Raw genomic sequence first — 20775 nt, 5'->3', positions numbered from 1 at the left:
ATGAGAAAAAAGAAGGCAGTTGTTATTCATTCAGGGGGTATGGATTCTTCTATCTGTTTAGCGCTTGCCATACAAGAGCTTGGAAAAGACGCAGTGACTAGCCTCTCTTTTTGCTACGGCCAACGGCATGCTTCTGAAATTATACAAGCCGAAAAAATTTGCAAAGATTGGAATGTCGAGCATGCCACTCTTAACTTAAGCTGCTTAAGTCAAATTACCGCCAATGCGCTAATTAACCAAGCGATAGCCATCGAAAAAGATCCGCCAACTACTCCCAATACGTTAGTAGTAGGCCGAAATGGATTAATGGCACGCCTGGGAGCCATTTATGCGGATTATCTTGGAGCTTCCTCTATCTATTTAGGGGTGATCGGCGTGGAAGGTAACTATTCAGGCTATCGAGATTGTTCTCGAGAATATTTTGACCTTAAGCAGAAAATTTTGCGTATAGACCTAGCCAATCCGCACTTTAAAATTTTAACTCCTTTAGTATCTATGACTAAAAAGGAAACCTTGGAAATAGCTTATCGATTAGGTATTCTTGAATACCTCTTAAATACCACGATTACCTGCTATGAAGGGATTTCCAAAGCAGGCTGCCAACAATGTCCTGCTTGTAGGCTCCGTAATCAAGGCCTGCAAGAGTTTAAAGAAGCTAATCCGAGTGTTTTATTAAATGTTAAATCTTAAATCACAGCCAATTAAAAAATTTTAATGGGAGGAGGCTGCTTAACCTCAATCAGGGACTTTGTGCTTTACTTCAGCTTCACTAAGTAGGCTCCTTTAAGTTAACGCTTTATTCTTTCCTCCTCCAAAGCGTGAAATTTTTTCCTTTAAACAGCATAACCTTTATCAATTGAATGAGCATTTTCTTATGAGGACTATATAGATCAGCAAGATTAGTGCTAAAGAGATCTTCCAAGGGCTAGGCTTACACTTAATAAGATTTATATCCGTTGAGAAGATATGAGCTTTTATCTTTATAACATTGGCGTAATTTTCAAGATTTAGATAAATTCTGCCAAGCCTTTAGCTGCTCTGGTGTGATTCCAAGCCCTGCAAGCCGGCTTTGATCTATTTCTTTAAGATCTTCCATCACATCTTCTATGAAAAAAGCTTGCTCTTCTTTATTGAGCAATTTTAAAGATTGGGAAAAAATGTATTTTTGCAACTCTTCGTCGGTGAGTTGATTAAGGATAACAGCGCGGATAAGAGCACGTCTTTGCTGTCGATAACGTACCCGTATTTCATCAAATCCTAAGGCTTTCACCGTTGAATCATACATGGAGCAGGTTCGCATATATGAGAACATATATAAATCCCGGAGCGGACGAATATCTTGTAGTTCGTAGATCGCAATTACCGCGGAGGTATAATCCTCTCTTCCTACATCATTAAAGGATAAAGGAACAAAATTACTTTTGATTAACGGAATATTTGCGCTAAGCCGCGCCGTGCGTTTATTTACATCAGAAAATCCTTGCAAATAGGTTAGATGAACCAGCAAATATAGGCTTTGCTCAAAAGGATTTATAATTACCGCTGCTTTTTCAATAAGGCGATTAAGGCGTACGTGCAGCTACTTTTTATCTTCAAAAGGAATATAGGTGGACCCACCTAGGCGAACTCCATGATCTCTGATTTTTCCGGCATACCGGGCCTCTACTAATTCGTCTGAAAGAAGGTAATGCAAAGTACAGATAGTCTGCTCCGTCACCTCTAACCTGGGAGCATTGTCTACCATATAACGGATAGCTTCTTTATGATTAAGGATTATAATTTTTTCTTCATCCAGCTTGCCTTCCGCGCTCGTCCCTTCCAGGACTAGGCGTTGAGTATCCAGCAAGGAATAGGTGTTACCTTCCAACCTGGAGGAGTTATAGGAAAGATCGATAAGTAAGCGAATAAAAATTTGATGAGCATAAGTACCTGCCGGGTCTTCCTGTTTAGAGCGTTGTCCTGCTTTTTGTAATTGCCTTCTATCATCTAAGGAAAGGTAAAAAGTAATATTTGGCTGATAAGCCTCAAACCATTGATCATTGTAGGCCAGCGGTGTGCGTTCATAAAGAGGACGTCTCACTTGTTGAATGGCTTTTGTGCTAGCTGTTCCAAAGCAACTACTTGCTTTGCTCATTTCTCGTTTAGCAAGCTGTATAGCATAGTATTTTGTTCCTCGTTTTTGCCCAATTCGTTCCAGCAGCCCTTCACTTATCATCTCCGCCAACCATCTTCGTACACTTCGCTCGGCATAACTGCTGCCTAGTTTTTCAAGCAAAAGAGGTAAGCTAATAGTTCTACCTTTTGGCTTAACTGCTGGAGTAGGGCCAGCTTTTTATCTTGAGTGTTTTTCATTATCTTTAACTTTGCCCTGTTTTCGTAACTTAGAAGGATGTTAAATTAAATACGGCCATACTGACTTTTATTCGGCAGCATGCTTTTTGGATGAGGCAGCAAGCAGCTTGAGAAAATAGAAGGGAAAGCACAAAAGGGCGAAATTTGCACTCTTTAATGAGGAAAAAGGATGTTTTATAGTAGGATTATTGTTTACCTTGCTTATCAAATACCCTTATAATCCTCGTTAGCTTCTAGATGTTTTTAAATTAACAATCCTATTCTTCCTCTATTGGACACACCTATTTACCATGCTTTTAAATGACTCCAGCTAAGTTCAAAAAAAGCGCATTTTTAATTAAACTCTTAAAATCTGAAACTTCTCTTGATTAGGTTTAAACTTGTTAGATAGCCAAATTTTGCATAGGTTAAAGGATGTTTGGGGAGGTAATCTGCATGGGTAGACTTTTTGGAACTTATTTTATTATTCCTCGCATTTATATATAGCTTTTATCTATTTTCCCCCTTAAAATCATAAAAAAAAAGGTTCAATTTTTTGAATAAATTTTATAAACTTTTAAATTTATTAAAATAATTAGTTTATAAATAAATAGGCGATAAAAATTTTGCCATCTATTTTGTAATCCTAAATTTACAGAGATGCTCTCCTAAAATTTATTAATATTTATTTAAATTAAGAGAACAATTACCCTTAAAAAAGGGAGTAAACAATGAAAATTAATGAAGCTTACAGAGCTGTTTATAAAGCAAGAAACTATTGCGATCATAATCAAAAAAAAAGCTTAACTCAGCAAGAACGCAAGCTACTTTTAATATGTTGTGCTACCTTGCAAAACCCTACGAAAGGCACACTTACCCTTCAACAAAGCCATCAGCTTAAATATTTACTTAAACGTTTAGATGCTCTTCCTACTAAGCCTTGTGATACCATGCATCCTTTATGTAGGTGGTTTTACATCCTTTTAAAAAAGATTGCTAATCTGTGTCATCTGAGAATAAGTCTTAGTAGATTAGAAAACACACTGGAAGACACTTTTTATACCTATATGAAAATTGAACCCAATTTGTTAGAGAAGTTTATCCACATAAAAGCTGAATTAGACGCTAATGAAAATGAATTGCAAACTTATAAAATTTTAAAAAGCATCGAATCTTTTTGCTTACTATCTGCCTGTTTTTCCCCTATTAATAAGATATTTTTGCAAGGAGAACCCCCACATACAATACGCCGTTTGATCTATGATAAAACGGGCCTTAAGCTTGAAAAACAACCTCTCAATGCTAAGACAATTGAAGCCATCTCAAAGGCTCCCCAGATTCTTTATAAAAAATATTGTTATGCTCACCGGAAGGGAATAACTGATCTTTTCTTTAAAAAAGCATTTAACGAAAAAGATAAAAATTTTCAAACAAAATTGAACCGTCTTCATGCTTTTAAAGCGAAGAAAGAAAAAAAATTAAGGGAAAAAGAGGAGCTTATATGGAAAAAATTTGAAAAGTTTATTAAAGAAGTGGAAATGCATACCACAAGCAATCGTAAGGAAAATAATTTTTACGTGGATTTTGCCAGCCGCGCAAAATTTAACGATTATTTAAGGAGAGAACAGTTTATAGGCAAAAAATATGGCAAGAATAATATAAAAAAGAAAATGACTTACGAAAAAATGATAAAATTGGAAAAATATTTAGCCGGCTTATTAAATATTTGGGAAGGGCAAGTAAACCCCAATATTCCTCTTAAACCTCTTTTAAACAGGCCTAATTTTAATCATATTAACTTCTTTAATCCGATTGCTAAACCTCTTAATTTTTTACCTATAATTGCTAATAATAAACCTACAGCAATTGCTCCCCCTCCCCAGGAAAAGATCCTGGTATCAAATAAGCTAAATGCCCTCTATCTAGAAATGCTAAAAGACCTCGATCACATTCATGATACCGGCAACCTAAGAGCTTATGATCATATCAAACAAACTATTCACGGATTCTTCAAGATCTACTCTAAACGCTTCCAGCTGTGGGATTATTATCTTAAACATTCTTCTTATGATTCTGGAACCTATATCTACGATCTAACAGGCGTCTACTTACATACCGAACAGTCTAAAGAGACCATAAAGTTTTTAATTAAAACTTCTGCAAAACTATTTTTCACCACTTATCAAAAAGCCAAGGCTAATGATCGTTTAAAGGAATTCTTCAACCAAGCATTTTCACCCTATAATTATTGCTTAGAAGCTCGCTATACATATCTGTGCGATAATTGGGTAGCCTCGGAATCACAAAGCGAATGCATAGGGAAAGAACCGCTGGCAGAAATAATGAAAATTAATCCACATCTCAGTAAGGAAAAAAATATTGAAAAGCTTGTTGAAATCTTTGAAGATTTACAAGCCAGGGAATATGCTAAAGATCATGGAATAAAGATAGATAAAGTTTGGAACAAGCCTGAAGGGCCTAAGCATCAAAAGATTTTCAAAGATAAAAAATTTAATCGTTATTACAACGTCCACAACTTCGAACAAGCTTTATTAAGAGGGATGAAAATAGTAGGGCAAAAATGTGCTAATGGTATTTATACAGAAAAAGAAGTGAAAGAACTTATTCAGAAAATGGTAGACGCTGATATCATTGATTAATAAGATTTCTAGTACGCTTACTTTCAGCTCTAAAAACACCTCCTTACTTTTGTTTGGCTTTCTCTCCTTTCTCCTCATTTATCGCTAAGCGCAAAAATACACTTTTAAAGAAGAATGCTGCGCAAACCACTATTTTCCTTGTTGATTTGCCAGCCTGCCGCCTTTATCTTTCTATTAGAAACTCTTTTATTCCCATGGAAAGAACTTTGCAATGAAGGATTCCATTGTATATCAGGCCAGCCATAGAATTTACTAATCTTCTTATACAGCTCTTTACGAGGAAGATGAAAATCATCGCAAAGGTTATAAATTCCTGCTAGCTTATTTTGCTTGGCATAAGTCATAGCGGAAACAATCTCATCAAGATAGATAAGATTAGTAAAATTATCCCCTGTACCTGCGCAAGCAGTGCCTAACAGACGTTTAACGCGCTCTACGATTGAACGTCCTGGCCCATAAATCTCTCCTAAACGGAATACACATATTTGGCGGTAGGAAGTAGTGGCTTGAAATAGTATTTCTTCGGTAGACAATAAAATTTTGCTATTTGTTTGAGTAGGTTGAGGTTTAGTCTCTTCATCTACCCATAACCCTCCTTGCTCACCATAAACCGAAGAGCTGCCTGTATAGATCACATGAGAGACATGCGTATTTTTAAGAGCCTTCACTAACTTCTCAGCTGTACATAGATAAGTTAACTTATAATCTGCAGGGCTATCAGGAGCTACAGCCAAGATAACAACATCTTGTTTTTCTAGCAATTTTTGCCAATCCCCATCCAAAATATAAACATGATCTATCCACTTTCTTAATTCCGACGCTTTTTTTAAGCAGCGTGTGGTTACGGTAATCTCATGTCCCTCCTTTTTCCATTTTATAGCTGCCGATCTTCCTACATAGCCACATCCTATGATACAAATCTTCATACATATACAAATGGTTAAAGGTAGCCAAGTTTTTCAAAGCAATTTTTTAATTCTGTATTTTCGGCTTTATCAAAAGCTCCTGAGCTAGCAAGCCATTTAATATAATCACGCGGTACATCTTTCAATGGAACCCCTTGATGCTTACCGAAAGGCATATGATGAAGTTCGCGAGGTTTATTAATTAATTTAAAGATGGTTTCCATATCTAAATCATCCGTCATTAAAGAGAAGACTTGATGCAAGACAATAACATCATCAAGGGCTCGGTGGGCTTTGTTTGCTTCTATTTGATAAATTTCTCTTAAAAATTGTAAAGTATGTTTAGGAAGATCGGGACGATAACGTCTTGCCCATTTTAAAGAATCGAGAAATGACCATGCGGGCATTTGAATTTGATGACGCCCAAACTCTTGACGAAGAAAATGAAGATCAAAAGCATCATTATTATGGGCAATCAAAACGACATCGCCTTCACAAAAGTCTATAAACTCTTGCCCCACCTGTGCAAAGCTGGCGCATTCGGCAACCATCTCATCCGTAATATTGTGAACTGCAGTAGCTTCAGCAGGAATAGGGCATCCTGGATTAATCAGCTTCTCAAAAGAAATATTATTTACAGGATCAAAAGCTGCAATCTCGATAATACGATCCCTATCAGCTTTAATACCTGTCGTTTCAGTGTCATAAAAAATAGCACGTCTTGGCATAATGAGGCAGTATCCTTTTAACGTTATTATTTTACCTTAAAATCTTTCTATATTTTTCTTAACTACTTTCCATTTTGAAAAATTTAAAGATATTATATCAACTGATCATGGTAATTAGCTTAACATGTTTTAAGAGAAGAAAAATAGAGCCTTCGGCTCTTTTTAAAAAAATACCGAGCTTAGCACCACTTAAATAAAAAGATTAGAGCAGTTGAAGCTAAGAGTTTACTTCGGTTGAGAACAAGTACTTATATCCACCTTTAAATACTTTTATACATTTTTTATTTTCTTATTTTAGCAGCTTCCCCTTGTTTGACTACATCTATAAAGCGAGCTTTACCAGCGACCACAGCGGCGATTATAGGAAAGAATGTTTCTATCAAAAGAGGAATAGTATGAATATAATTACTAAGGATTTCCCCTGCTACCTTTTTATCGCTAGCCGGTAAGATGGTCCGGTAAAAAACAATTTTAGCTCGTTCATCTAAACCGAAACCAGGAACATCGATTTCTTTATTGAATAAATGTAAAACACGTGCAACTTCACTAATCGTTTGACTCTCAAGAGCGATAGGAATAGGAGCGAATAATTGAAGAAGTTCCTCATCATTTAATAAGCCGATAAAAAGAGGAAAAGCTTCATTTTGCACTTTAAAAAGAGTATATATTTGCTTGGTCTCTGGCTGATGTTTTACATCTACAGATTTATTAATTAGGTATTCGTAAAGACTATCAATAGTGAGGGGAATCATAAACTTTTAAAAACCTACATTGGGCGTAAAATTATTTGGTTGCTTTTCTCTAATAATCTCAGGATTATTAGTAGAAGGAACAACAGAGTATTCATCTTCTCTTGGCAAGCGATAACAAGCACAAAGAAAGCAAGTACAAATTAGATAGAACATTGAGAAAATAAAAATTTGTCTGTTTTGCATATCTCCCCTTCTTCAGGCATTTGTAAATTCAACAATACTATCCTATTCGCTAATATTTAGGAAATCGAAAGCCTTATTTTTTGCATTTTACCTCTGCCTTTTGTGTAAACCTCTTTCTCGGCAGTAAAATATAAACTTAATGGTTAGAGTGGGAGAAAATAAGTTTTCAATGACATCAAGACACAGTAAAGTAGTTGAAATTAAAAAAGTAAGTTTTTATTTCTTGTTCTTTGGTCTTTTTCCAAGGAAACAAATTAAGCTAAAGCTTGTGTGACTCATCATAAAATATTTTTGCTCTCTATCTTCTCTTTAAATGATAAAGGTAGACTTTCCTCCAATTCATTACTTTCAAATCCCCCTACATGGGTAACTCCATTAACAGATTCAGCTAAGATAATTTCTTTTCCTTTTATTTTTAAAAGATAAATGGCTGTTTTCGGGCTTAACGAGCGATAGTCGATTACTTTAATTAAACTGCTAGCGTTCAATTGATGAATTTTCCCTCTGAGCAGCTTTTTAACGATCCAGGAAGCTATTAAAACTACTGCCACAATTAATCCCAACGTGGTTAACATATTGACAAGCTCATGAAAAAATCGAGCTCCTTCATTATCGTCCATTTGTGGAGGAAATTCAATTTTTGAAGTAGGATGGGTAGAATGAGTAGGAGCTTGAAAACCTTCCGAGAGACCTTCTTCAAGGGCAGGAGAAAAGTGGGTGAGAGGTTTTTGATGATCAAGAGCTTGCTCACTATACCCTTGCTTACAAAGCATGTAGGTCATGCAAACAATGACAAAACAAAGAAAATTTTTTTTCATAAGATCTGATGGGTTAGAAATTAATAAGCGCAATTCTAGCATTTCAATATATTTTTGCGCATTTTCTTATTGCCTTTTGTGAGTTTTTTGATAAGCTCAGATCTTTAAAGAGCAAGTCAGGTATGCGATCCCCTTATCACCTTCAAAACAACAATAGCCTTGTATTTCAATTCATGGTTAGTGAATACCTAGCAGCTTGTCAAGCATTTAAAGGCTTTGAGATGGCAGTTCAGAACAACAACTATGAGGCCGCTAACATAGCACTCATTAGGCTACTAGGCTATCAGGATAAAAATCTTTTTCCCTCCTTTTTTGGCTATGCGGATAAAGGCCTACTCCAGCAGCTGCAAAGTAGTTGCCAAACTTTTAACCTTAATGATGAGGACAAAAAGCATCCCGCGCAAACATTAAATTTACATGCCCAAAAAGCTTATTCACTCTGCTATCAAGTTTGGAAAATTGTTGAAAACAAGCCTTTATCACCAGCCTCTCCCTTATCTGAACTGGTATCTCCCTTTATTCCAAAAATTCAAACTATTTTTAATAAGATAGGACGCTTAATTGCTAAATTATTCTTGCAATTTGAAGATGATGAAACCATACTGTTTTTTCTATTAGAGAATCATCAAATTGTGGATGAAGTCTACAAAGCACCGTTTGTGAAAAGAGTTTTTGCAAAAATGTTTCCACAAGGGTTAAAAACAGCAGAAAAATATATAATTAAACAGTACAGTAAGCGAGGCTATTATCATCTTCTGCCTCAAGTTTTAGAAGCTGCGAAAGAACTTCAACAAAAAAAATAAAATGGCGTCTTTAAAAAGTGAATATTTATCCCTAATAGCGCAAATGCAAAGCTACCTTATCCAAGAATTTCCTTCGAAGACATTCTTAGAAGTTAGCCGCTCTAGCTATATGGATTATCGCCTATTTGCAGCTTCTTGCTTACCTCAAACCATTAAAAAGGTATTACCGCCTCAATTTTCGGAAGCATCTAAGGTGGAAGATTCATCTGTAGTTGCAGCTCCTCTCTCTTCTACAGTAGTTACCCATGCTTCTACAGTAGTTACCCATGAAAAACATCCAAAAGATACGCTTGAAGTGTTATCTGCCAATAGTAAAAGCAACTTGGCAAGCGAGCAAGCTCTTTCTTCCTCCTCGCCAGACAGCGCAGGATTTGTGCCTAAAGCTATTAATTTGGAATTTTTAGCACCTGCTCTCCCCCCTTCAGATTTTTCAGATTTTCATAAAATTTTTGCCGAGCGCTTTCCCGAGCAAATGATTTTAACGGAGATTCCAAACGATGAAGCTGCGAAAAATGTTAGACAAATGTGGAAAAACGGCCCGCAAGCTTGTCTATTATTAGTTTTAAAAAACGCATCTTCCGAGCCTCGCCACGTCTTATTCTTAGCTAACCTACGTAAAGCTATTCAGATAGTTTATGGTGTTGCTGTAAAAATTATAGAGAAAAATTGCTTAGACTCCAGCCAAAAAACTTGTATAATTGAGCTTGCCCCTTTAGATATATATCTTCAAGAGCCTCACCGCAAAGTCGAGCTCTGGAATTCTATTTCTTTGCAACTTTCCAAGTAGGTTAGAATGTCGCAATATGCCTCGGTTATCCTCGATAGTGCCCTTGACAAGTCTTTGGAATATAGCATTCCCCCTGAGTTTACTTTGCACGCTAAACCAGGTGTACGTGTTGAAGTACCCTTACGCCGCCAATTTCAAAAAGGATATATCCTAAAGGTACAAAGCCAGGCCACTTTTCCTTCCGTAAAGCCCATAGCTAAAATTTTATCTGACGGAGAGCTTATCACTCCCCCTTTATTTGAACTTGCTTTATGGCTAGCCAAATATTATTGCACCCCTCTCCACCAAGTTTTCAAAATCTTGCTTCCTTCCAGTGTACGCAAGGATATCCAGCATAAGCAGCAATTTTATGTCCTACGTAAAAAAACGCGTGAGGAATTAAAAATTTATTGCGAAAAAATACGTAAAAAATTTCCCGCGCAAGCTGAAGTCATTGATATAATGCTTCAAGTAAAAAAAGGAATTTTACTCAGTGAACTGCTGGAAATATCAAAATGTTCTCGTAGCTCTGTAGATACGCTTATTAATAAAAATTATTTACAGATGGATATTGTGCGGATTGATCGTTCGCCCCTTATCGATGAAGAATATTTTAAGACCAAAGCTAAACAGCTTAATGCAGAACAATCTCAAGCTTTTGAAAAAGTAAAGCACAGCCTTAGCAAAAATCAATTTGAAACCCACCTAATTTTCGGGGTCACAGGAAGTGGTAAAACTGAAATTTATTTACAGGCGATAGAGCAAGCTTTAATGCAGAACAAAGGAACAATCATGTTAGTTCCGGAAATCTCTTTAACAGCCCAAACTATCGAACGCTTTCGCAGCCGTTTTGATCACAAAATTGCCATTCTTCATCATCAATTAAGCCAAGGAGAACGCTTTGATGAATGGCACAAAATTCGCCGGGGCGAATCCTCTATTGTGATTGGAGCTCGCTCAGCCATCTTTAGTCCAGTTCCTAATTTAGGACTTATTATCGTAGATGAAGAACATGAGCAATCCTATAAGCAATCTGAGGAACAACCTTGCTACAATGCCCGCGATGTAGCGGTTATGCGAGGAAAAATGAGTAATAGCACAGTCATTCTGGGGAGTGCAACGCCAAGCTTAGAAAGCTACTATAATGCCTCGATTAGCAAATATACTTTAAGCAAACTTACCACACGGGCTGCTACAGCAAATATGCCTCGCATGCATATTGTTGACATGGCAAAAGAATTTGAAAAAGCTAAAGGATATACAAATTTTTCAGAAAAGCTCATCGGGGGAATAAAGCAGCGCTTTGAACAAGGCGAGCAAACCATCTTATTTCTTAACCGCCGTGGTTACCATACTACCCTACTCTGCCAACAATGCCGGCAAGCAGTCAAATGTGAACATTGCGATGTCACCATGACTTTTCATTTAGGTGACAACGCTTTAGCTTGCCATCTATGTGGCTATACACTCACCCCTCCTCCCAAGCAGTGCCCTAATTGCCATCATGATCACCCCATGAAATATAAAGGGGTTGGGACTGAACTGATTGAAAAAAATTTACATGCTTTATTCCCTGGCATTCGTACAGTACGCATGGATGCAGATACTACCAAGCATAAAGGTAGCCATCAGAAGCTTTTAAAAACTTTTAGCAGTGGCAAAGCGGACGTATTGATCGGCACCCAAATGATAGCTAAAGGTCTTCACTTTCCTTCCGTTACCCTTGTAGGAATATTAAATTGTGATTCTACCCTTAATCTCCCCGATTTTCGTGCTTCAGAGACAGTTTTCCAATTAATTACACAAGTTTCTGGGCGAGCAGGACGAGGTCAAATAGCAGGTGAAGTGATTCTACAAACAAGCTTACCCGATAATTCAACGATTAGTTTAGCGGCAGCTAACGATTATGAAAAATTTTTTGAAGAAGAACTAAATGCAAGGCAAGCTTTTAACTACCCTCCTTTTTCTAATCTAATTAAAATTACCTTTTCTGGCCCTGACCAAAAAAAGGCCTTTGATTATGCTCATTATACCCGCTCATGGCTTATGGATCATTCAAATGAAATTTGTAAATGGCATGAAATTATTCCTGCCGGATATGCGAAAGTTAAAGGACATTATCGTTATCAATTTCTTATTTGTTGCACGAATGTTTATGCTTTGAATCGGGTCTTAGAAAATTTCCGTCATACCCATCCCTCTCTGCAGGCAGTAAAAATGCGAGTAGATGTAAATCCTATCTCTACATTCTTTTAAAACCTTAGTAGCTATATTAAAAAAGTTTTTAGAAATAGCGTTCTTTAGAAGAAAAGAGCTAGGCATTCGGATGATAAAAAACATTCCCTTTAGGCTTGAGTTTTCCCACAACCTTCCACCTCTGCTAAGGCTTTTAACGTAATCTCATTTAAATCTTTTCTATAATGGAGATGATCAGCAAGTACTGTAATGTTGCGAAAAACTTTTTGTACTTGCTGCCTAGTGATACTATCGATTTCATATTGAATACCCGTACACTTATCGATAAATGAATCTTTCTCGATCTCAAATTCCTTATCTTGCAGAATCATGCGTATTAATAAATTTTTGGCCTTATTATTATCTTTAATGGCCTCATAGTCTATTAATGCCCGCTCAATTATTTGCTGGCGCTCTTGGCTAGGGCATTTATATCTATATTTTTGTAAAGCTATCAACTCTAGCAATATAGCTAGTAAATTAATTTGAATAACCGCCTCTAAATCTTGAATGCAGGCCTTAACTATTTCTTTTTTAGAATAGCTACCCTCCTGCTCGACACCAAAAATGTTGATATATCTTTCAAAAGACAGGACATATTTAATAGAATGTTTTATATATACTTCCAGGTTTTTTTCGTAAGCTGCTTCGCTTTTCTCTATAGAAGGTGAAGGGATCTCATTAAAATTAAAAATTTGATAGATTTCATCATTAGTCTCTTCCTGGAACTGCGTTTGATAAGCAAGGTTATAGTTTGTTTTTTTTAAATTTTTATGTTTTAAAAAATTCTCTCCTTCTTTTAATCGAATAGGAAGGCGGAAATTTAGCTCTAGCATTTGTTCTAGTGTAAAGATAGGATTAGCAAATAAAAATGAAGCATATTGCTGATGCTTGCACAGCTGTAGGGTAATTAATTCTAAGAGTTCTTTTTGCTCATTCTTATCTTCCGGTATGTTAGCCAGCAGTTTTAAATGCTGCTGCGGGTTTATAAGTCCATTCTTGTCTTCCAAAAATTCTATAAATTCAAAGCGATCTATATCAGCAAGCTTTTGAGGATCAAATTCATTTCGCGCGACATCGCGGAGAATAGGCATATATTTCTTAGTCTTATTGATTAAGTCTGGTAAAGCTTCTACAGCTACTGCAAAACCATAAGCTTCGGAAGGTAAAAAATCTTCGATCATTTTGAAATCATCACTCATAAAATCAAAAGCTGCTCTTAGTGATTGAGCTATCTGGGCACTCTTAATTTTTTGGAAATGCTCATGCCTTATTCTATCATATTTGCTTAAATGATCAAGTTGAGAAATTAGTAAACAAGGACTTTGAATCATTAAAAAACTCTGGATACAAAATCCCCATGCCTGCACGGTATGATTTTGCAACAGTTCAGAGCGGCAAAATGATAAGAAATTTAAAGAGGTAAGAAAAATAGTATAGGCCAAAGCGGCTACAGTTTCAGCTAAAGCTAAAAGGCTAGTTGCCACACTACAAGCAATTGATCCTAAAGCAATAAGATTTATGCTGCGAGACTCTAGATAAAAATTCATTAACTTTTGACTAAGTCGATGCGTCTTACTGCTTAAGGGAGTGAAATGAAGGCGGCTAATCGAGTAATGATCTTCTGCGGTGGCTACAGTAAATATATTCATAAAAATTTTACTCCCGGATAAAATAAGCCAGATAGCCTATTTTGAGTGGCTTATCCATTCGTATTGCCATCAAACGCCCCATTTTTTTATGTCAGGTAAATAGAAGTTTGCAGATTAAATGTTTATAATTAAGGCAGATAGAGCGATCTGATCCTAGTAAGTGCTTAGTCGCAATATAATAGAAAATAAATTAAAAAAGCAATCTTTAGTTTCAATTGAGGGAATAAATAAATAAGGCTTCGGCTTATTATTTAGCTTACCTAATCCTCTATCATTTTAAAGATAATTTTTACATGTATCAAATTTGGATTTAAATATATTTAATTAACCTTTATAGTTTTTATAACCTTATTTATTCCTGGAGAATTTTATTCATGCTACCTATGATCCCCAAAGACAAAAAACCATTAGCTCTTAAATCGTGTTGTTCCGATGCAGCAGCATGTTGTGCAACCCCTTCTTCCCCTGACAGCCTCTTAGCTAATGATAAATTTGATAATTTAGCCTCTCAGGAAGGAACTTTTCATTTTGACTACGATGGAAATAAAATTCATTTTATTAGCCTTGGATGTCCTCGTAATTTGGTCGATAGTGAAGTAATGCTAGGTATTTTGTTGAAAGCAGGCTATGAAGTTACCCAGGAATTATCCCAAGCAGATTATTTGGTCATCAATACTTGCGGCTTTTTGGAAGCTTCTCGTAAAGAATCCATGGATACAGTTAAGCATACCTTACAACAGCGCAAAAAAAGTGCCAAGCTAGTGGTCACAGGTTGCATGGTACAAACTCATCACGAGGAAATGGAAAAACAATTCCCAGGGATCGATTATCTTCTAGGATCAGGGGACGTACAAGGTATATTGCAAGCTGTCCAGGCTACTCAAAAAGGTAAACTTGTCTCCAAGGGACGCAGTTTTTTGGAGAATGGGGAGATTCCTCGCCAATTATCCACTCCTAAACATTACGCTTATCTTAAAATTGCGGAGGGCTGCCGAAAGCGTTGTGCTTATTGTGTCATTCCTACCATCAAAGGACCTCTCAAGAGTAAAAGCAAAGAGCAGATTTTAAAAGAGTTTAATTTTTTGCTTAATGAAGGGGTGCATGAGATTATTCTTATTGCCCAAGATCTTGGAGATTATGGCAAAGATATGGGTTCGAGAAATCAAGCAGCCTTAATCGACTTATTACAATCCATGCTAGCCATAGATAAAAAGTTCTGGCTACGTTTACTTTACCTTTATCCCGATGAAATCACCGATGAATTGATTGCTCTTATCAAAAGTGATGCTCGCATTTGCCCTTATTTAGACATGCCAATCCAGCATATCAATAATGTGGTGTTAAAATCTATGCACCGCGCAACTTCAAAAGAAGACATTATTAAAACGATTACCAAGCTGCGTAATGAAATCCCTCATATCGTCATCCGTACAAGCTTAATTGTAGGCTTTCCGGGAGAAACAGCAGACCAATTTGAAGAGCTAGCTCAGTTTATCCAAGATTATCCTCTCGATAATATTGGGATTTTCAAATATTCCCGCGAACCAGGATCTTACTCTTTTGATCTACCTAATCAGATAGAGGAAGAGGTAAAAGAAAGACGTTATCGTAAATTAATGAAAATTCAGCAAAAAGTACTAAAAAAAGCTAATAGCAAGTATGTGGGAAAAAAGTTGAAGGTCATCGTCGAAGGGTATCATCCCGAAACCAATTTGTTAATGGTGGGTCGCTTCTATGGTCAATGTCCTGAAATTGATGGCCAAATTATTATCAATGATAGCCGCAAAGTTAAAGCATTTGGAGAATTATATTTAGTTGAGATCACGGAAGTTGCCGGCTATGATCTAATAGGAAGCGTACTATAGGTATTTACAAGCTATTAAGCTATTAAGGCTAGCATTATAAATTTTAGCCGGTGTCAAGTACGATAAGACAGTCGATTAAAAAGAACTTAAAAGATAAAGATTAAGCAAGCATGATTAGGAAAAGCTTTAAACAATCCTAGGAAAAGTGATTAAGACTTTTCCTTATTCAGCTAAAGCTGGTCTGACCTATTATTATAGGTGTTAGAGCCGATAGCAAGAAAATAACCTTGCTATCGTTAAGCTAAAGGGAAATCTCTTAAGATTCTTTCAAAGCCTAAAGCTATGCATTCACTGCCAGATAAATACAAAATTGTAGCAAAAAACTATTTAAGCAAGCGAATGAATAAAGCTAAAGTGCAAGAGAAGAAAAAAGCGTTCAATAATTAACCCTTACAGCCTGCAAAGACACTTAAACCAGCTTATCTTACTCGCCTCTTTATCTTTAATTGGGTAATAGATATATTGCCTACTTGTCAGTCCCAAATGCACGAGTCCCTCTTTAAAGAAAAAGCCATGAAATAAAAAGCCAAGCTTTCTTTTTTTATAACTAAGCAATAAAAATATAAACTAACGTTGAAAAAATATGAATCCTACTCAAGATAACATAACAACCTCTTCTCTTCCAGCTTATCAGCATCACGAAGAGTTTAAAAATCGTTCGCGTAAGCTCGCTGAGCTAAGAAGCCTTGGAATCGATCCCTACCCTCATCATTATGCACCAACTCACTCAACTCAGGCTGTTATTGAACAATATCAGCATGCAAATATTGGACATAGTGAAGATGCCATGGCAGCTAAGACACCTTCTGTGCGTATAGCAGGAAGATTGGTACTTTTTCGTGCAATGGGAAAAAATGCCTTTGCCCATATTCAAGACGAAACTGGACGTCTGCAAGTCATGTTTAATCGAGACCTTACTGAATTGTCCGGCTATCATCCTGAACTAAGTGAAGATGGCGCTGAACATCTTTCTGCCTATAAACTTATTGAGAAAAAAATAGATTTGGGTGATATCCTCGGCATTGAAGGATTTCTTTTCCATACGAATAAAGGTGAATTGACTATCTTTGTCCATAAAGCAACTTTACTTTGTAAAACACTTTTACCCTTAGCTGATAAATATGCAGGGCTTGCCGACAAAGAGCTTCGCTATCGCAAACGGTGGCTGGATTTGATCAGCAACATGGAAGTGCAAGAAACCTTTCGCATACGCAGCAAGATTTTACGTTTTATTCGCAACTATCTTGAAAGTCATAAATTTATGGAAGTTGAAACCCCTGTATTGCAAAGTATATATGGTGGGGCAGAAGCGCGTCCCTTTACTACTACTTTAAATGCCCTAGAGCAGGAGATGTTTTTACGCATCTCATTGGAAATCCCTCTTAAGAAACTGATCATTGGGGGAATGGATCGTGTATTTGAAATAGGAAAGGTTTTCCGCAATGAAGGGATCGATCGCAATCACAACCCTGAATTTACTTTACTAGAAGCTTATGCGGCTTATTGGGACTATAAAGATATGATGAGCCTCGTTGAGAACCTATTTGAAAAGCTAGCTATAGAATTGCATGGAACAACAAAAGTTGTAGCTACTCTACCAGATTCAAAAGAACAGATAACCATTGATTTTAAAGCCCCCTGGCCAAGAATGAAAATGAAAGAAAGTCTTTCTCATTATGCCCACATAGATGTTGAAAAGCTCTCAGAGAAGGAAATGAGGAGCATGCTACTTGAGAGTGGACACGTAGATCCAAAAAAACTTGCTAATATGTCTAAAGGTTTACTTATCGCCGCGCTATTTGCTGTACATGTTGAACCTCATCTGATCCAGCCCCATCACATCATCGACCACCCTATTGAAACCACCCCCTTATGTAAATTACATCGTGAGGCTGCAGAACGGGCAAATGGTATGGTGGAACGTTTTGAAAGTTTTGTGCTGGGGCAAGAGATCTGCAATGCTTACAGCGAACTTAATGATCCAGAGTTACAAAGAAGCTTGCTTGAACAGCAGTCCCAGCGTCGTGAGGCTGGTGATGAAGAAGCTTCTCCTTTAGATGAAGAATTCATTGAAGCTATTTGCCAAGGAATGCCTCCTACAGGGGGTGTAGGCATTGGCATAGATCGGCTTGTTATGTTGATGACCCACTCTCATTCTATAAGAGATGTGTTATTTTTCCCTTGGATGAAACCACAAGAATAATTTCTTTGCTTTTTAGAAGTGAGCTACTTAATAGATTGTAGCCTCACTTCTCGTAATTCATTAGAATATTAATATTCCTCTAAATATTTGTTTACACTTCTGCCTACTAAACCTCTGCCTCCCTATTTGTAAGTAAAGGAAGAAGAAGTCCTACCTTCTAAACCGACCTCCCCTTGCCTATTCCCCTTAAAGCCAGCACAATGTTTGATTAAGAAAAGTAAAAATTTCCCTTCTTTAAGCCTCTGAAAATGCATGTTAATCAAGCAAATAATAAACTTTGCTATAATTTTAGAAAAATAAATATTTTCTTGACGAGACAGCGAAAACTCATTTAAAAGCTTAAATCAGTGGCGACCAAGCTACTCGCTTGTGGGACGCCAATTTCACCAGATAGCAAGCGGATAGTTACCACTAACAGCCAAGGCGTCCGCCTTTGGGATACCCAAACAGGTGAATGTCTAAAAAGCTTTGAAGGACCCTAAAGTATCTTCCAGACGTATTTCTCTCTAAGCAGCCAATGGATTGCAATCTCCACCACCCACAACGTTCAACTTTAGGATGCTAAAACCGGAGAATGCCTTCATATTTTGGACACCTAGGTAGAATTACCAAGGATATCCTTATCTCCCGATGAAAGACAATTATTGATCTGCCAATTATTTTTGCAGTACTGCATAATCTCATATGACTCGGATTGACAAATTGTTGGAGAGCTTGTTCATTTCCTCCAGGAAGCCTTTGTGCCATAGGTTCGTTAGATTTTCTTTATCCCTCTCTTATAATCCTGAGGGGTATAATTTGCAGCCGCGGATCCTTCCTGATCTTCCTAGGGTGGCTTTGAAAACATTGATCTATTCATTAAGTTGCTCTCGAATAAAGTTTAATTATCTTAGATCCCCCTATCCCTCCTTTATTAATAAACCTTATCTCTATGGGTGCCAGAAAGGCACTTAACAGATTAGTACTAAATGAGGCTCCTAGGTATGGGAAAATCTTTTAAAAGCAACTATTTGATTAAAAAATTTTAATGCAAGCGGCAAGGATACTGTTGAATAAATGAGCGTAAGTAAGTGGTTACAGGATATAAAGGTTCTTTAAATCACAGTAGATAGGGTTGGCCTAGTGCAAGTGGCATATAGGCCATCAAAGGATCATTCTTCTAACAACCGCAGAGCAAGCTGTTCTCCATTTTGGGTAAGATAAATTTCTTCATCCGAAATTTTTTTTATAAAATTTGCTTGTATAAGCAATTTGCAGATAGCTTTAACTCCTTTATGCGTAATTCCTGCTTTTTCCCCCACTTTATAGAAATTTAAAGGGGCCTCTTTATCATTTAGGCCTTCAAGAGCTTGATAGGCGCATATGATAAATCGTTCATCCGCTGTATGAGCTTTACGTGTCATGTATTCCTCATCTATTTTCAATTTTTTTTAAACGGGCACCCTCTGGAGTATCTTCAATAAGATAACCTTTGCTTACAATAAAATCCCTTAGAGTATCTGCTTGTGCCCAGGCTTTATTTTCTCGAGCTTTTGTGCGATTAAGCAGAGCCTGTTGTAGCTCATCTGGAATATCTTCCTCAACTTTTTCGAAGTTAAGCACCCCTAAAACAGAGTCAAATTCGCGCATAGCCTGTAAGACCTCCTGAGCTTCAGTAACGCTCATATTTTGGGTATCGCTAATAGCATTTACTTCTCTAACCAACTCGAAAACAGCAGCTAAAGCTACAGAGATATTTAAGTCATCGGCTAATGCTTGGCTAAATGCGTGGTAAGCTTTTTGCACAAGGGGTCCGACTAAGCCCTTTTCATTACCCTTATTATAAGTTAAAAGTCTTTGAATGAAATCATTGAGTCTTTGCAAAGCAGCTTTAACACTTTCTAAACCAGGAAAAGAAAAATTAAGCTGAGTCTTATAATGCGTCTGCAATAGCATGTAACGCACTTGCTTTCCTGTGAAACCCTTTTCTAAAAGATCCCGCAAAGTATAAAAATTCCCTAAGCTTTTTGACATCTTTTTATTTTCTACCACTAAATGTTCTGCATGCATCCAGTATTTAACAAACATTTTATCGCTATAAGCTTCAGATTGAGCGATTTCATTTTCATGATGAGGAAATATATTGTCTACTCCTCCACAGTGAATATCGATGCTTTCTCCTAAAATTTTTATTGCCATGGCCGAACACTCTAGATGCCAACCTGGACGTCCAGGACCAAAAGGACTTTCCCAAAAAATTTTTCCATCTCGCTCAGCATTATAATGCTTCCAGAGAACAAAATCTGAGGCGTTTTCCTTGTCATATTCATCTGCTGTAAGGCGCTCCGAAGCTCCTGTTTGCAATTCCTCTAATTTGAGGTGGGATAAACATCCATAGCGAGGAAACTTGCGGATAGCATAATAAATACTTCCATCACCTCCTCTATAAGCAACTCCTTTATCTAATAAAGTTTGTATCATTTGGATCATCTCTTCCAAATAATCGGTAGCCGCCGGATAGTGTTCAGCAGGTTCAATGTTAAGGCTTTTTAAGTCCTCAAAAAATGCTTGAATATAAGGCTTTGTGTACTCTTGTAAAGTTATATTATGAGCAATAGCTCCTTTGATAGTTTTATCGTCTACATCGGTGAGATTCATAACCTGCATGACTTTATAGCCGAAAAATTTTAAAGTACGTCTTAGCACGTCCTCAAAAATATAGGTTCTAAAATTGCCGATATGAGCAAAATTATAAACTGTCGGGCCGCATGTATACATACGAACCATTCGATCGTTAAAAGGCTTAAATATTTCTTTGGATCGTTTTTCAGTATTAAAGAATTTAAGAGAAGGTTTGCTTTTCTCGGCTTGTTCTATCATTATTTGCTATGCTCA

General features: G+C 36.9%; 17 protein-coding genes. 8 read left to right on the top strand and 9 right to left on the bottom strand.

Annotated elements, in window-relative coordinates; translation table 11 throughout:
• Positions 1-690 carry a 7-cyano-7-deazaguanine synthase QueC gene (gene queC / locus NEOC95_RS08790; protein WP_166155726.1) on the top strand — a complete coding sequence of 230 codons (690 nt, stop codon included), beginning with the start codon at positions 1-3 and terminating at the stop codon, positions 688-690.
• A 310-nt stretch (positions 691-1000) separates the two neighbouring features.
• Here the strand turns inward: queC and NEOC95_RS08785 are convergent, their stop codons facing one another.
• Both NEOC95_RS08785 and NEOC95_RS08780 read right to left on the bottom strand, forming a co-directional pair.
• Positions 1001-1507, bottom strand: a complete 507-nt coding sequence (locus NEOC95_RS08785) for a hypothetical protein (RefSeq protein WP_213152538.1) — start codon at positions 1505-1507, stop codon at positions 1001-1003.
• A 72-nt stretch (positions 1508-1579) separates the two neighbouring features.
• Positions 1580-2275 carry a Fic family protein gene (locus tag NEOC95_RS08780; RefSeq protein WP_213152537.1) on the bottom strand — a complete coding sequence of 232 codons (696 nt, stop codon included), beginning with the start codon at positions 2273-2275 and terminating at the stop codon, positions 1580-1582.
• Positions 2276-3062: 787 nt separating this feature from the next.
• On the opposite strand from NEOC95_RS08780, the gene NEOC95_RS08775 reads away from it, so the two are divergent.
• A complete protein-coding gene (locus NEOC95_RS08775; RefSeq protein WP_213152536.1) occupies positions 3063-4991 on the top strand; it encodes a hypothetical protein in 1929 nt (642 codons plus the stop codon).
• A 104-nt stretch (positions 4992-5095) separates the two neighbouring features.
• Here the strand turns inward: NEOC95_RS08775 and NEOC95_RS08770 are convergent, their stop codons facing one another.
• The 4 genes from NEOC95_RS08770 to NEOC95_RS08755 all read right to left on the bottom strand — a co-directional run bounded on the left by NEOC95_RS08770 (position 5096) and on the right by NEOC95_RS08755 (position 8377).
• Complete coding sequence (locus NEOC95_RS08770; RefSeq protein WP_213152535.1) at positions 5096-5917, bottom strand: SDR family oxidoreductase; 822 nt, start codon at positions 5915-5917, stop codon at positions 5096-5098.
• Positions 5918-5931: 14 nt separating this feature from the next.
• On the bottom strand, positions 5932-6624 hold the full coding sequence (locus tag NEOC95_RS08765; RefSeq protein WP_213152534.1) for a putative quorum-sensing-regulated virulence factor: 693 nt from the start codon (positions 6622-6624) through the stop codon (positions 5932-5934).
• Positions 6625-6905: 281 nt separating this feature from the next.
• Positions 6906-7376 carry a YbjN domain-containing protein gene (locus NEOC95_RS08760; RefSeq protein ID WP_213152533.1) on the bottom strand — a complete coding sequence of 157 codons (471 nt, stop codon included), beginning with the start codon at positions 7374-7376 and terminating at the stop codon, positions 6906-6908.
• Between the two features lie 461 nt (positions 7377-7837).
• A complete protein-coding gene (locus NEOC95_RS08755; RefSeq protein WP_166155702.1) occupies positions 7838-8377 on the bottom strand; it encodes a FliO/MopB family protein in 540 nt (179 codons plus the stop codon).
• 122 nt (positions 8378-8499) lie between these two features.
• Between NEOC95_RS08755 and NEOC95_RS08750 the strand changes: the two genes are divergently transcribed.
• Genes NEOC95_RS08750 through priA form a run of 3 tightly spaced genes read left to right on the top strand, consistent with a single transcriptional unit; the run spans position 8500 to position 12202 of the window.
• Positions 8500-9180, top strand: a complete 681-nt coding sequence (locus NEOC95_RS08750) for a hypothetical protein (RefSeq protein ID WP_166155699.1) — start codon at positions 8500-8502, stop codon at positions 9178-9180.
• 43 nt (positions 9181-9223) lie between these two features.
• The gene (locus NEOC95_RS08745) at positions 9224-9967 is read left to right on the top strand and encodes a hypothetical protein (RefSeq protein WP_213152532.1); all 744 of its coding nucleotides are present in this window, start codon (positions 9224-9226) and stop codon (positions 9965-9967) included.
• Positions 9968-9973: 6 nt separating this feature from the next.
• Complete coding sequence (gene priA, locus NEOC95_RS08740) at positions 9974-12202, top strand: primosomal protein N' (RefSeq protein WP_213152531.1); 2229 nt, start codon at positions 9974-9976, stop codon at positions 12200-12202.
• An 89-nt stretch (positions 12203-12291) separates the two neighbouring features.
• On the opposite strand, the gene NEOC95_RS08735 is transcribed toward priA, so the two are convergent.
• Entirely contained in the window at positions 12292-13833 is a 1542-nt protein-coding gene (locus NEOC95_RS08735; RefSeq protein ID WP_213152530.1) for a hypothetical protein, read from the bottom strand.
• Positions 13834-14216: 383 nt separating this feature from the next.
• Here NEOC95_RS08735 and rimO point away from each other — a divergent pair, with 383 nt between their 5' ends.
• The 3 genes from rimO to NEOC95_RS09560 all read left to right on the top strand — a co-directional run bounded on the left by rimO (position 14217) and on the right by NEOC95_RS09560 (position 18383).
• Positions 14217-15698: a 30S ribosomal protein S12 methylthiotransferase RimO gene (gene rimO, locus NEOC95_RS08730; protein WP_213152529.1), complete on the top strand. Its 1482-nt coding sequence runs from the start codon at positions 14217-14219 to the stop codon at positions 15696-15698.
• Between the two features lie 583 nt (positions 15699-16281).
• Complete coding sequence (gene lysS, locus NEOC95_RS08725; RefSeq protein ID WP_213152528.1) at positions 16282-17901, top strand: lysine--tRNA ligase; 1620 nt, start codon at positions 16282-16284, stop codon at positions 17899-17901.
• Between the two features lie 347 nt (positions 17902-18248).
• Positions 18249-18383, top strand: a complete 135-nt coding sequence (locus tag NEOC95_RS09560) for a hypothetical protein (RefSeq protein WP_283248258.1) — start codon at positions 18249-18251, stop codon at positions 18381-18383.
• Positions 18384-19052: 669 nt separating this feature from the next.
• On the opposite strand, the gene NEOC95_RS08720 is transcribed toward NEOC95_RS09560, so the two are convergent.
• Positions 19053-19304, bottom strand: a complete 252-nt coding sequence (locus NEOC95_RS08720; protein ID WP_166155684.1) for a hypothetical protein — start codon at positions 19302-19304, stop codon at positions 19053-19055.
• Positions 19305-19311: 7 nt separating this feature from the next.
• The gene (gene cysS / locus NEOC95_RS08715) at positions 19312-20757 is read right to left on the bottom strand and encodes a cysteine--tRNA ligase (RefSeq protein ID WP_349305275.1); all 1446 of its coding nucleotides are present in this window, start codon (positions 20755-20757) and stop codon (positions 19312-19314) included.
• Positions 20758-20775 lie beyond the last annotated feature (18 nt).

The organism is Neochlamydia sp. AcF95 (assembly GCF_018342455.1).
In the GTDB taxonomy this organism is placed as follows: Bacteria; Chlamydiota; Chlamydiia; order Chlamydiales; family Parachlamydiaceae; genus Neochlamydia.
The sequence above is the reverse complement of the archived record's forward strand: the minus strand, read 5'-3'. Positions and strand labels throughout refer to the sequence as shown.

What these genes read in the sequence shown, in the direction of transcription:
- NEOC95_RS08765 (WP_213152534.1), bottom strand. Translation starts at nt 6,624, where the DNA reads ATGCCAAGACGTGCTATTTTTTATGACACTGAAACGACAGGTATTAAA.
- queC (WP_166155726.1), top strand. Translation starts at nt 1, where the DNA reads ATGAGAAAAAAGAAGGCAGTTGTTATTCATTCAGGGGGTATGGATTCT.
- priA (WP_213152531.1), top strand. Translation starts at nt 9,974, where the DNA reads ATGTCGCAATATGCCTCGGTTATCCTCGATAGTGCCCTTGACAAGTCT.
- NEOC95_RS08760 (WP_213152533.1), bottom strand. Translation starts at nt 7,376, where the DNA reads ATGATTCCCCTCACTATTGATAGTCTTTACGAATACCTAATTAATAAA.
- NEOC95_RS08775 (WP_213152536.1), top strand. Translation starts at nt 3,063, where the DNA reads ATGAAAATTAATGAAGCTTACAGAGCTGTTTATAAAGCAAGAAACTAT.
- NEOC95_RS08755 (WP_166155702.1), bottom strand. Translation starts at nt 8,377, where the DNA reads ATGAAAAAAAATTTTCTTTGTTTTGTCATTGTTTGCATGACCTACATG.
- NEOC95_RS08770 (WP_213152535.1), bottom strand. Translation starts at nt 5,917, where the DNA reads ATGAAGATTTGTATCATAGGATGTGGCTATGTAGGAAGATCGGCAGCT.
- NEOC95_RS08735 (WP_213152530.1), bottom strand. Translation starts at nt 13,833, where the DNA reads ATGAATATATTTACTGTAGCCACCGCAGAAGATCATTACTCGATTAGC.
- rimO (WP_213152529.1), top strand. Translation starts at nt 14,217, where the DNA reads ATGATCCCCAAAGACAAAAAACCATTAGCTCTTAAATCGTGTTGTTCC.
- lysS (WP_213152528.1), top strand. Translation starts at nt 16,282, where the DNA reads ATGAATCCTACTCAAGATAACATAACAACCTCTTCTCTTCCAGCTTAT.
- NEOC95_RS08750 (WP_166155699.1), top strand. Translation starts at nt 8,500, where the DNA reads ATGCGATCCCCTTATCACCTTCAAAACAACAATAGCCTTGTATTTCAA.
- NEOC95_RS08720 (WP_166155684.1), bottom strand. Translation starts at nt 19,304, where the DNA reads ATGACACGTAAAGCTCATACAGCGGATGAACGATTTATCATATGCGCC.
- NEOC95_RS08745 (WP_213152532.1), top strand. Translation starts at nt 9,224, where the DNA reads ATGCAAAGCTACCTTATCCAAGAATTTCCTTCGAAGACATTCTTAGAA.